This is a genomic window from Ensifer sp. Root278 (assembly GCF_001429285.1).
Lineage (GTDB): Bacteria > Pseudomonadota > Alphaproteobacteria > Rhizobiales > Rhizobiaceae > Ensifer.
Genome location: NZ_LMJJ01000011.1, coordinates 40,769 through 52,769, shown reverse-complemented (window position 1 = coordinate 52,769; position 12,001 = coordinate 40,769). Strand labels below are relative to the sequence as shown.

Here is a 12,001-nt window from a genome sequence, read left to right as displayed (position 1 = left end):
CCGCAATGAAGGATCGGTCTGATGGTCCGGCCAGTTGGCAAGGTTGACGTCAGTGCGACACATCAGGCAGGCGTGCCTCCTGACACGATCCTGCTTTCGAATGGGCACTACAACGTGCTTCTGACCGAGGCCGGCGCCGGGTATGAAACCTGGCACGGCCTCGATATCACGCGTTGGCGTGAGGACGGCACACGCGATTGCTGGGGCCAGTTCTGCTACATCCGCGACCTTGAGAGCGGTGAGGTCTGGTCGATTGGCCGGCAGCCGATCTGCCATCCGGATGCGATCTACGAACACACGTTTCGCGGCGATCGTGCCGAGTACCGCTGTTTGCTCGGAGACATCGATATTCGATGGGACGTGTCGGTCGCACTGGATTGCGATGCCGAGGTGCGTTTGCTGAAACTCTGCAACAAGGGTAAGAAAGCGAGAAAGCTTGAGCTGACAAGCTATTCCGAAGTCTGCCTGAATGGCCGAAGCGCCGATAGCGCACATCCGGCATTTGCCAAGCTTTTCATCGAAACCTGGTTCGACACCGAAACAACCGCTTTGTTCGCGCGGCGCCGGCCGCGCAGTGCATCGGAGCGCCCCGTCTGGGCGGTGCACGTGTCTGCGTCAAGCCGCCAGGGCCATGCGGTGGAATATGAAACGGACCGCTACAGATTTCTTGGCCGGCGGCGGACGGCGTCAAACCCTGACGCCCTGGCGCCGGGGAGCCGTCTATCAGGGACGACGGGTCCCGTGCTCGACCCTATCTTCAGCCTGCGCCGGACAGTCGATCTGGAACCCTCCGGAGCGGAAGTGATCGCGTTCGTAACGGGCGCAGCCGATAGTGATGTAGACGCTGCCGCAATAGCAAGACGCTTCGCCAATATCGACGCCGCGCGCCAAACGTTGGTGGATGCCGAGAAAAACAATGAAGGCCCGCCCCGGTCACCCTCTCCTCAAGAGTTGGCCGTCTACAATCGGCTCGTAGCACATCTGGCATTTTCTGTTCCCGGCTTAAGGGAAGGCAGCACGCCCGACACGAGGCGGCTGAACCGCGACGACTTGGGATCGGCGGGACTATCGGGAGCCATCCCAATTCTCCTGCTGCGTATCGACAAAACAGGCGAGGACTCTCTCGTCGACAATGTCATCAAGGCCCACGCATTCCTTGCCAGTCGCGGATTTCCCTTCGATCTCGCGGTCCTCGATGAAAGGGAAGCCAGCGAAAGCTTGCAGTTGAGCGCCAAGGCGACGGCCCATGTGGAGCAAACCCTCGGCAAAGCCGGGGGTATTCATTTCCCACCGAGGGCCAGTGTTTCGGCCAGTGCAGAAAATGCGATCACGGCCGCCGCGCGCCTCGTCCTTTGCTGCAGTCAAGGATCCCTTTCAGATCAACTTTCGGCGAGATCGGCCACCACTTTTCCGACGCTGAACGAGACCAGGACGAATGTTTCCGCCGCGCACGAAAGGCGTCACGAGGCACCACGAGATGGCCTGCTTTTTTGGAATGGCCGTGGAGGGTTTACCAAAGACGGGCGCGAATATGTGATCGGAGCGGATGCGACGCCAACGCCGTGGTGTAACGTCCTTGCCAATAGCGCGTTTGGCTGCCTGACGAGCGACAGCGGTCTTGGGTACACTTGGGCGGGCAACAGCCAACTGAACAGGCTCACGCCCTGGTCTAACGACCCGGTCTCGGACCCGCCGAGTGAAGTTATCTACTTGCGCGATGAGCAGACGGCGGAGCTATGGACGCCGACGCCTTTGCCTCTCGGCCAGACATCGACGACGAGGACGAAGCATGGTCAAGGTTACACGTGCTACGAAAGCAGTCGCGGACCATTGCATCATGAAATGACTGTCCACGTGCCGGCCTCGGGAGCGATCAAGGTTGTCCGCCTTGCTATTCGCAACGACGGAAAACGACTTCGCCGCCTTACCGCCACCTACTTCGTTGAATGGGTCCTCGGCACGCTGCGCGAAAGCGCATGCTCCCGGGTTGAATGCGAATTTGACAGCGAGATCGGTGCTATCGTTGCCCGGAACGTCTGGGAAGGGGATTTTTCCGGAACGCTCGCATTCGCCGCCTCAAGCGCGCCTGTCCGATCGTTCACATGCGATCGGCGCGCGTTCCTCGGCAGAAACGGTTTCATCGCTCAGCCGGTGGGATTGGAAGGCTTCGATCTCGGGGGACAAACCGGTTCTCTGCTCGACCCCTGCGCAGCCCTCATGGTCAGCGTTTCAATCCCGCCGGCGGTGACCGTCGAGCTGGTATTCGTGCTCGGGCAGGCCGAAAGCCGCGAGGAAATGCGCAGGCTCGTCCGCGAACATGCCGAACCGAGGGGCGCCAGGAACGCGCTGGCAGCCGTTTCACAACAGTGGGATCATTTGCTGAACGCCGTCACGGTCCGAACGCCAGATACGGCCTTCAACCTCATGATGAACCGCTGGTTGCTCTATCAGGTGTTGGCTTGCCGTATCTGGGCGCGAACAGGGTTCTACCAATCCGGCGGCGCCTATGGATTTCGCGACCAGCTCCAGGACGTCGCAGCCCTCGTCCATTGCGCGCCCGATGAAGCGCGAACGCACATCCTTCGCGCTGCCTCGCGCCAGTTTGCCGAGGGAGACGTTCAACATTGGTGGCATCCGCCATCGGGTGCCGGCGTGCGCACACGCATGACGGATGACCTCTACTTTCTGCCCTACGTCGTCCATCACTATGTATCGGTCTCCGGAGACTACGGGGTCCTCAGCGAACAGGTTCCTTTCATCGTCTCGCCGCCTCTAGAGGACGAGGAGGAGGAGCGCTACGAGGTGCCTCCGGCCAGCCAGGAGAGCGGGACCGTCTATGAGCACTGCTGTCTGGCACTTGACCGAGGTTTGCGGCTAGGCAGCCACGGGCTTCCGCTTATGGGAACGGGCGATTGGAACGACGGCATGAACCGGGTCGGCGCGGAAGGCAAAGGCGAGAGCGTATGGAACGGATGGTTCTTTCTGACCGTCCTTGGATCCTTTGCCGCCATCGCATCGGCGATGGCAGATGACGAACGGGCCAAATGGTGCAAGGAGCGCGCCGAGACCCTGCGCATATCCCTGGAGACCCACGCCTGGGATGGCGCCTGGTATCGCCGTGCCTACTTCGACGATGGCACTCCCCTCGGGTCCCAGTCGAACGACGAGTGTCAGATCGACGCGATCCCGCAGGCCTGGGCAGTTATCTCGGGTGCTGCAGATGCCGAGCGCGCCGCGCAGGCAATGCGCGCGGTTTGGGAGCGGCTCGTTCGTACCGACAGCGGCTTGATACAGCTTTTCGATCCGCCGTTCGACAAGGGCGCGCTGCAGCCCGGCTACATAAAGGGCTATGTGCCCGGAATTCGGGAGAATGGCGGCCAGTACACCCACGCGGCCACGTGGGTGGCGCTGGCGACAGCATTGCTGGGGGATGGCGATCGGGCGTTTCAGCTCTGGAGCATGCTCAATCCCATCAACCATGCCCTGTCACCCAAAGACACCGACCGCTACATGGTCGAGCCATATGTTGTCAGCGCCGACGTCTATGGCGCCGCTCCTCACACCGGCCGCGGTGGCTGGACCTGGTATACGGGATCGGCGGGCTGGCTGTACCGCGTTGGTCTTGAGGCCATTCTCGGCATTCGCCGTCAGGGGCCCCGGCTTTTTGTCGAGCCGTGCATTCCCACCGGGTGGTCGACATACGATGTTGATTTTCGGCATGGGAGATCAACATACCGTATCAAGGTGAGCCGAGATTCCAAACGAGGACAGAAGCACTATTCGCTGAGCCTTGATGGCAGGAAGGTCGCTGACCGAAGTGTTCCACTCGTGGACGACGGACGAGATCACGACGTCCGCCTCGTGGTGGCCTAGCCATGTCGGGATTGTTGTCGACAGATCCCGAACTGAACCGGATGCCGACCGAGCAGGATCTTGCCCGGCTCCAGTTCACGACGCTTCTGTACTATCTGCATTGCACCAATCCCGATAACGGCCTGGTGCGCGACAAGACACAGGAAGATGCACCCGCAAGTATTGCGGCGATCGGTATGGCGCTCGCGACGATACCCGTGCTTATCGAGCGGGGCATTGTCATTCGCAAGTTCGCCGCAAAGATCGCGCGTCGACGGCTGCAGTTTCTTCTGCAATGTCCGCAGGGGCCGGAGCCGGACGCTTCCGGCTACAAAGGCTTCTTCTATCACTTCCTGGATATCGAGACCGGCAGGCGCGTTTGGGAATGCGAGCTGTCGACGATCGATTCCGCCTTCCTTTTCGCTGGTGCACTGACGGTGGCCGCCTATTTTGATGGCGATACGCCGGATGAAATTGAAATTCGACGGTCGGCAAATGCGCTCTATGAGCGTGCCGACTGGAACTGGGCCTGCGATCATGGACTTACGCTGACCCATGGCTGGCGTCCGGAGAACGGCTTCATTCCCTATCGCTGGCGCGGCTACGACGAGGGCCTGCTTCTCTACATACTCGGTCTCGGCTCGCCGACCCATCCGCTGCCGGCGGAAGCCTATGCCGCCTATACCGAAAGCTACGACTGGCGGAACCTTTATGGTCGCGAGCTGCTCTATTCGGGCCCTCTCTTCACCCACCAGCTCTCGCATATGTGGATCGATTTCCGTGGGATCCGTGACGAGTTCATGCGCGAGCACAACAGCGACTATTTCCAGAACAGCCGGCACGCGACATTCGTCCAGCAGGAATATGCCATCCGCAATCCGCAGAATTTCGTCGGCTACGGCGAGCATTGCTGGGGCTTCACGGCGAGCGACGGTCCGGGTTGGACCAAGCGTACCGTGAACGGCAGCGAAAGGGAGTTTTTCGATTATCTCGCCCGCGGCGCGCCCTTCGGCCCGGATGACGGAACCGTGTCGCCCTGGGCCGTCGTCGCCTCGCTGCCGTTCGCGCCGGAGATCGTCATCCCGACAATCTGGAACTGCGCCCGCATGAAGCTCGGCATGACCAGGCTTTACGGCTTCAAGCCATCGTTCAACCGAAGCTTTCCGGTGGAAGGAACCGAAGCCGGTTGGTGGGTCAGCCCCTACCACTTCGGCATCGACCAGGGCCCGGTCGTCCTGATGATCGAGAACTACCGAACAGGCTTGCTGTGGAACATCATGCGCCGGTGCGCGCCTGTGGTGGTGGGATTGAGGCGTGCAGGTTTTTCCGGCGGCTGGCTCTGAGGGCCAAACCAACAAAAGGTACTCAGATGGACAGCCAGCCAGTACCGATCAGAACGACCGCATTTCGTTTCGCAAGAGCTGTCCGATTTTTCCTGACATCCGAAGTCGGCGGCAGGGCCAGGTGGATGTTTGCCGGGCTCATGGCTCTGCTCTTCGGCTTGAATGGCCTCAACGTGGTGAACAATTACGTCGGCCGCAATTTCATGACTGCGATCGCCGAGCGCCAGATGGATGAGTTCGTTCGGCAAGCGGTCTTTTACGTCTGCGTCTTTGCCGTCCTCACCGTTGTCGGCGTCATCGCGCGCTTTGTCGAAGAACGGCTGGCGCTGCTTTGGCGCGGGTTCCTGACGAGACGCGCCGTCGATCTCTATCTGGAGAATGAGGCCTACTATCGCCTGGAGGTCTCAGGGACGCTGAGCCACCCGGACCAGCGGATATCCGAAGACATCCAGGCATTCACGGTCACCACCCTCTCCTACATCATCATGTTGTTCAGCAGTACACTGACGGTGGTGACGTTCTCAGGCGTGCTTTGGTCCATAAGTCCCCTGCTGTTTGTCGTAGCCGTGCTATATGCGGCTTGCGGCTCCTACATGACGATCGTTTTGGGGCGCCCTCTCATCGGCCTGAACTATGAGCGACTCGACAAGGAAGCGAGCTTCAGGTCCAGCCTCATGCATGTGCGCGAAAACGCTGAATCGGTGATGGTGGCCAGCGTTGAAGGCCAGCAAAAAACGCGATTGATGCAGCGCCTAGATGATCTGATCGCCAACATCCTCACCATTACCGCGGTCAACCGGAACCTGGCCTATTTTACGAGCGGCTACAATTGGATGATTCAGATCATCCCGGACTTGATCATTGCTCCGGCTTTCATGCGGGGGGAAATCGAATTCGGAGTGATCACCCAATCAGGCGCGGCCTTTGCCATGCTCGTGGGCGCGTTCTCCTTGATCGTTCGGCAATTCAATTCGATCTCAAATTTCGCTGCAGTGGTTTCCCGGCTGAGTTCCCTGCTCGAAGCCATTGAAAAGAGCCGAACAAGGGGTGGTGGGACCGGCATCGAACTGGTCAAGCAAGATGGCGATTTGGCCTTCGACCACGTGACGTTGGGCTCGGCTGGCGGCCACGCATTGCTACATGATCTGTCGGTAACGATCCCGCCGGGAACACCGGTGTTGATATCGGGATCGCATGGGGCTGCAGGTGCAGCGCTCTTCAGGGCAACCGCCGGAATTCCGACCGCCGGCGCCGGGCGGATCCTGCGCCCGAACGACCTGATGTTTCTTCCGCAGCGCCCATATCTGCCGCCGGGGTCGCTTCGGCAAATTCTTCTGCCTCCGGATAACCCGGGCGATGCCTCCGACAGTCAAATGCTCGAGGTCGTGCGCAGCGTTGGCCTCGACGGCCTTGTTCACGACGCGCTCGGGCTCGAGAAGGAACAGGACCGGGAGATGTCCTTAGGCGAGCAACAGCTCCTGGCTGTCGCCAAGGTGCTTCTCGCCAGACCGCGATATGTCTTTCTTGACCGGCTTGAAGCAACCCTCGGTCATGAAACGTTTCGGAAGGTGCTGAACCTGCTCTCCAAGAACGCGATTACCTGCATCAACAATGGCGAAGAAGGCGACGCGCGTGATCTCTACGAAGCCGTGCTGGATTGTCAGGAGGATGGCCGTTGGACATGGACCCATCGCCGAGCATGACCGCTTCGCCTCGCACCGCACTCCTTGCTCGGGACGACATCAAGCGCGATGCAGGGGCGGCCAAAGCCTGTCACTTTGGGCCCGGCGGCCGCTGGCCCACCAGACTAGCCGAGCCTTTTCCCTCTGGCGAAGGCGCGCTCGCGGCAGCCAAGTGATCGATGGAAAACGACCGCTGTTACCGGGGGGCGACGATGCCCTGGTAGTAATCGCCGTCACCGCCAACATAGTGCGTGCCACCGCCGCCGGTCTGCGAGCAGGCGGCCAGAGTGACGAGTGCGAACAGCAATACGATCGTTCTCATGAAGTCGGTTCCTTTCGGGCCTTAACAGCGGCTATGTCCTTGAGTCTAGTGGATATATAAGGATTAGCCTACAGGACAAGGGGCATCTGGCCGGTGGTATAGCAAAACGCTTGATCGTTGAAGATGTAATTTGTACCGGCGACCACTTGGCCGCTCGCGCATCCAGAATCTCCATGAATTTGTGTAAATCTTGGTCAATGATCGATGAGCGCGCGGGCTAGATCGGCTGCTGCTTGTTCCCCTGCTCCCGCTCCTGCCAGTATCTGAGGCGAAGCCGCGGCGCCATGAACCAGGCGACGAACGGCGTCGTGACAAAACAGGCGACGACCAGGGCCGGGATCGAATACTTCGCGTTGTCGGCGAGAACCGGGATCGACAAAACCGTTACGATGCCGATCCCGAACAGGATGGCATTGATCATCAGGCCGACCATGATGGCGAGTTGCAGGCGGACGGACATTTCGACCTCCCCGAGCTTCGAGGCAACGTTGCACCCCAAAGAAAACTTCCCGGCGTTGATTGTATCAGAGATCGCGAATTCGCGAAATGGTCGAAGGTGCAGAGCCGCAACCGGCCGCGCCGGCGACAATGCGTCACGCATGGTGCGCCGCCCCTGTCGCGCGCGAAAATCCGCCCTATGCTCTTAGGCGAGTGATTGAAGACGCATGATCGCAACGCACGCAGAGCGTCGGCGATGCGACCTCAATCGATGCCGCCTGAGGGAGACCGCATGACGAGCCCATACGAAACGCTCGGCGTCAGCCGCGAAGCGACACAAAAGGACATCCAGAGCGCCTATCGCAAGCTCGCCAAGAAATTGCACCCGGATCTTAACCCGGGAGACAAAGGAGCGGAGGACCGCTTCAAGGCTGTTTCGGCGGCCTACGCCCTCCTCAGTGACGAGGAGAAACGCGGCAAATACGATCGCGGCGAAATTGACGAGACGGGTGCGGAGACTGCACCCCGCCACTACTACCGCGACTATGCCTCGTCTGGAGATACGGCGGGACGCTACGAGAGCGCACATGGCTTTTCGGATTTCGCGGATGCGGACGATATATTCTCGAGTTTCTTTTCCCGTCGCAGCGGCGGCCAGCAGCAACGCCAGCGCGGCCGTGATCAGCACTTTTCCATGGAGATCGGCTTTCTCGACGCGGCCAACGGCACCAAGACCGAGATCAGCCTGCCGGGCGGCGGACCGGCGCTTGATCTCACCATCCCGCCCGGCACGCGCGACGGCCAGACGCTGCGGCTGCGTGGCAAGGGCGAACCCGGGTTCAACGGTGCGCCGGCCGGCGACGCGCTGATCGATATCCGCGTCAGGCCGCATCCTCTTTTTGCAACCGATGGTGACGACGTTCGCTACGAGGTGCCGATCTCACTGAGTGAAGCGGTGCTCGGCGGCAAGATCCGGGTTCCGACGATCGACGGGGCGGTCAATGTCACGATCCCGCCGCACTCCAACACCGGCAAGACATTGCGTTTGAAGGGCAAGGGCCTGCACAAGTCCGGCGGCGGCCATGGCGATGCCTATGTCAGCCTGAAGATCGTGCTGCCGCAGACCCCCGATCCGGCGCTATCCGCCTTCGTTGAAAGCTGGGCAGACGGAAAGACGGAAGACCCGCGCAAAGGCATGGGAGGGCAAGCATGAACGACCGCGAATTCTGCGAACACCTCGACATCGAGGTGAAGGTCTTGCGCATCTGGATCGAACAGCGTTGGCTGATGCCGCGCGAGGCCGACTCCGGCTGGCTTTTCGAAGACGCCGACCTCGCCCGCGCCCGTCTGATCCAGGATCTGACAGGTCCAATGGGCGTCAACGACGACGGCGTTGATGTCGCCATGCGGCTGCTCGACCAGATCCACGGCCTGCGCAGCCGCCTCGCCGTGTTGATGAACGCCATCCGATCCCAGGAACCGGAAGTTCAAAGGCTCATCCTGTCCAGAGTTGAGGACGAATAGTCTCTGTCCCGCGCGTCCAGTAGCCCGATCGTTTCGGCGACGAACAAGGTGTCAACGAACTCCGTCAGATCGACGATCCACCCGTCACGGAACGTGAACTTGTCGATGATTTCGGTCCGTTGACGGGTTTGCGATGGAATGAAGCAAACGACGCCGGCGCGGTGGACGACGATAGTATCGCCGTCAGCGTAAGCGCCAACCATCTCCATCTCGCTCAGGTCCCAGTTCTCAACGAGGGCCTGGAAACTGCTGCGCACCGTTTCCGGCGTGTTGACCCCGAGCGCCATCGTGCCGAGCCTGCCGTTTCCGACGATGCGGAAGCTGAAGTCTGGATCGAGTTGCGCCATCATGGTGTCGAGGTCGTTGACGTTGCGGGCAAGGTAGAGGGCCCGAATCCTGGTTTCCAACACGCTTCGCTCGGTCATTTGAAGCCTCCCCGTTTCTATCTGGGCGAGTGTGCGCGAACTTTAGTGATATCGCAAGTACAGGTTCGCGCTTCGGGATTCGTTCACCGCAAGTGCCACGAATCTGGCTGTCGTTAGGATTTTATTAAAAGGCAGGTGCTGGCTTTTACACGCCTGCAAGTGGAGTTGAGCGACAAGAAAGGATTGAACGACGGGAAAGCAGGAAAGACGTGACACAGGTCGTCACAGTATCCGCGACGACAGCGGCTTATGCAGCGGAAGCGCTGAAGCCGTCTGCACGCGTGCGGGGTGACGGTCCGACCGACGAAGCGATCACGCTGCTTTCGATCCGGCGCGCCGAGGAGCCCGCACTGACGCCGGTCTCGATCCCCAAGACCAAGGGCGCCCTGCCCCTCTCCTTCATGCTCATGAGCGCCGATGGCCGGTTGCCGGAACGTTCGGAAGCCGAAGCGCTGCGCCGCTATCTCGAATTCATGCGCGATGACGACGACGGATCCGAGAGCCGCGAAAACGAAGGCCGGCAGGATGAACCGGCCGGCCAAGAGGATGAAAGCGACGCCGCCTGAGGCGAGCGTCGCAATATCTCAATCAGTGATGCTTGTGGCCGCCGGCCGCCTCGCCGCCCTTGGCCGAGCCAACCGGGAATGCCGCATCGACCTTGCCAGCCTTTTCGAAGACGAGCGTGACGGGAACGGCATCACCTTCCTTGAACGGCGTCTTCACGTCCATGAACATCAGATGCAGGCCGCCGGCCTTGAGCTCGACCGTTTCACCGGCCGGTACTGCAACGCCGTCATCGAGCTTGCGCATCTTCATCACGTCGTTTTCCATTTTCATCTCGTGGATCTCGACGCGAGCAGCCGCGGGGCTTTCGACGGCCACGAGCCGATCCTCGCCTGCCCCGCCATTCCTGATCGTCAGGAAGCCGCCGCCGACCTTGGCGCCCGGCAACATGGCCTTAACCGAGCCGCCTGATATCTCGAGGTCGCCAAGTTTCGCTGCCCCGTCGGCAGCAGCCATGTGCCCGCCATGGCCGGCATGAGGATCGGCAGCGTCGGCCATGGTTACCGTCACGGTCGGCGCCGGGCTCTTCAGGTCATGCGCGTTCTGGCCTTCGGCAGCAACCTGATCCCAGACGACCTTGCCTTCGGTTCCGCAAAGCTGCGTGGTCGGGAACGCAAGCACGGTTTCCTTGTCGAAGCCCGAGAGTTTGCCGCGTACGACAAAGGTGTCGTAGTAGTCGTCCGAGAGGTTGCCGCCCTTCCAGCGGATTTCCACCGGGCCGGACGAGACCTTCTCGCCATGATTGTCATAGGTTTTCTGGTAATCGCCCTTGATCACCTCGAGCTCCCAGCCGGGCTTCGGCTGCGGCTTGGCGAAGACGAAGCCTTCGGGCAGCTTGATCTGCACTTCCGTCGTCGGCTTGCCGTCGCAGCCGTGTGGCACCTGCAGCACCGCCTTGAAGGTGCTCTCCACCGGCGCCGTGTCGTTTTCGAAGGTGGCGTGCGCGTGGGCAATGCCGCTTGCGGCAAGGGTAAGGCCGAGCGAAAGCGAAGCCAGTCTGGTCGTGTTCATGTCGTAATCTCCTGACCACGCGCGGGCCTTTGCCCGGTTTCCGGTGGTCCAAGCCGCTTGAAGGCGGCGAATTGTAGTGGGAATGCGAGAGGAGGATTACGAATGCGCAGGCGGCCCGCGCGAAGGCGGCAGCAAGCGCAGATGCTGATGGGGCGTGGCGTTCTCAGCGAGAACCGGCGATAACTGCCATTCGCCGGCACCGGCGCGAACGCTCTCGGTCGGCGGAACTGGCAGGAGGATCGAACCTGAGAGCCGGCAGGCTTCGCAAACCGGGGCCATGGATTGGCCCTTGCCGCTCTGGTGGTCGACGCCGTTCATGCCGAAGCAGATTTCGGCGATCGAACCGTCAGGCAGCTGATAGGCGGCGATCTCGTCCGGCGTCAGCGTTTTGGCGATGAGCGGCTTGTGGGCAAAGGTCAGAAACACGAGCGCGAATACGGCGATCAGCCGCACTGCTATCCCGAATTTGCCTTCGCGCCCTGTCATGGTCATCCCCGGTATTTCACTTGGGTTATCCTCAACCGGAGAAGAATGCAAAGACAGAATTGCCGCACCCGCCTTGGCTGCGTCTTTTGGTCGTGCGACAAAAATGTGTTTCACCGCGACACCGCCCCCTTGCCAAGCTCCCGCCTTCGCCGTTATCTGGAGACGATCTTGTTGGGAGAAGCCGGTTCAAACCGGTGCCGAAGGAGCAACCGCCCCGGAAACTCTCAGGCCAAAGGACCAGCAAGGTGCCGGTAGGACTCTGGAGAGAAGCGTTTCAACGCTCGCCGAAGGGATAACAATCTCAGGCAAAGGGACAGAGGGGGCTCGAATCGACGGCGATTGACGCCGGAAGTG

Annotated in this window: 11 protein-coding genes and 1 riboswitch; of the genes, 6 read left to right on the top strand and 5 right to left on the bottom strand. The window is 60.7% G+C overall.

Features of this window, described 5'->3' with window-relative positions; all coding sequences use genetic code 11:
• The first annotated feature begins 21 nt into the window (after positions 1-21).
• Genes ASE60_RS11215 through ASE60_RS11205 form a run of 3 tightly spaced genes read left to right on the top strand, consistent with a single transcriptional unit; the run spans position 22 to position 6,898 of the window.
• Positions 22-3,873, top strand: a complete 3,852-nt coding sequence (locus tag ASE60_RS11215) for a glycosyl transferase (protein WP_057250252.1) — start codon at positions 22-24, stop codon at positions 3,871-3,873.
• Positions 3,874-3,875: 2 nt separating this feature from the next.
• Positions 3,876-5,195 carry a glucoamylase family protein gene (locus tag ASE60_RS11210; protein WP_057250250.1) on the top strand — a complete coding sequence of 440 codons (1,320 nt, stop codon included), beginning with the start codon at positions 3,876-3,878 and terminating at the stop codon, positions 5,193-5,195.
• A gap of 26 nt (positions 5,196-5,221) precedes the next feature.
• On the top strand, positions 5,222-6,898 hold the full coding sequence (locus tag ASE60_RS11205) for an SbmA/BacA-like family transporter (protein ID WP_057250248.1): 1,677 nt from the start codon (positions 5,222-5,224) through the stop codon (positions 6,896-6,898).
• 175 nt (positions 6,899-7,073) lie between these two features.
• On the opposite strand, the gene ASE60_RS36035 is transcribed toward ASE60_RS11205, so the two are convergent.
• Together ASE60_RS36035 and ASE60_RS11200 are read right to left on the bottom strand one after the other, a co-directional pair.
• Positions 7,074-7,199 carry a hypothetical protein gene (locus ASE60_RS36035; protein ID WP_255571446.1) on the bottom strand — a complete coding sequence of 42 codons (126 nt, stop codon included), beginning with the start codon at positions 7,197-7,199 and terminating at the stop codon, positions 7,074-7,076.
• A 217-nt stretch (positions 7,200-7,416) separates the two neighbouring features.
• Positions 7,417-7,659, bottom strand: coding sequence for a hypothetical protein (locus tag ASE60_RS11200; RefSeq protein WP_057250349.1), 243 nt, complete (start codon positions 7,657-7,659; stop codon positions 7,417-7,419).
• Positions 7,660-7,929: 270 nt separating this feature from the next.
• Between ASE60_RS11200 and ASE60_RS11195 the strand changes: the two genes are divergently transcribed.
• Together ASE60_RS11195 and ASE60_RS11190 are read left to right on the top strand one after the other, a co-directional pair.
• The gene (locus ASE60_RS11195; RefSeq protein ID WP_057250246.1) at positions 7,930-8,850 is read left to right on the top strand and encodes a DnaJ C-terminal domain-containing protein; all 921 of its coding nucleotides are present in this window, start codon (positions 7,930-7,932) and stop codon (positions 8,848-8,850) included.
• Positions 8,847-9,161, top strand: coding sequence for a chaperone modulator CbpM (locus ASE60_RS11190; protein ID WP_057250244.1), 315 nt, complete (start codon positions 8,847-8,849; stop codon positions 9,159-9,161). Before ASE60_RS11195 ends, ASE60_RS11190 begins: the two co-directional genes overlap by 4 nt.
• On the opposite strand, the gene ASE60_RS11185 is transcribed toward ASE60_RS11190, so the two are convergent.
• A complete protein-coding gene (locus ASE60_RS11185) occupies positions 9,125-9,586 on the bottom strand; it encodes a nuclear transport factor 2 family protein (RefSeq protein WP_057250242.1) in 462 nt (153 codons plus the stop codon). The genes ASE60_RS11190 and ASE60_RS11185 overlap by 37 nt on opposite strands.
• 209 nt (positions 9,587-9,795) lie before the next feature.
• Between ASE60_RS11185 and ASE60_RS11180 the strand changes: the two genes are divergently transcribed.
• On the top strand, positions 9,796-10,152 hold the full coding sequence (locus tag ASE60_RS11180; RefSeq protein WP_057250240.1) for a hypothetical protein: 357 nt from the start codon (positions 9,796-9,798) through the stop codon (positions 10,150-10,152).
• A gap of 22 nt (positions 10,153-10,174) precedes the next feature.
• Here ASE60_RS11180 and ASE60_RS11175 read toward each other — a convergent pair whose 3' ends face one another.
• Both ASE60_RS11175 and ASE60_RS11170 read right to left on the bottom strand, forming a co-directional pair.
• A complete protein-coding gene (locus ASE60_RS11175; RefSeq protein ID WP_057250238.1) occupies positions 10,175-11,161 on the bottom strand; it encodes a DUF1775 domain-containing protein in 987 nt (328 codons plus the stop codon).
• A gap of 96 nt (positions 11,162-11,257) precedes the next feature.
• Positions 11,258-11,647, bottom strand: a complete 390-nt coding sequence (locus ASE60_RS11170) for a hypothetical protein (protein WP_057250347.1) — start codon at positions 11,645-11,647, stop codon at positions 11,258-11,260.
• A gap of 162 nt (positions 11,648-11,809) precedes the next feature.
• Positions 11,810-11,897: riboswitch (glycine riboswitch) on the top strand.
• The last annotated feature ends 104 nt before the right edge of the window (positions 11,898-12,001 follow it).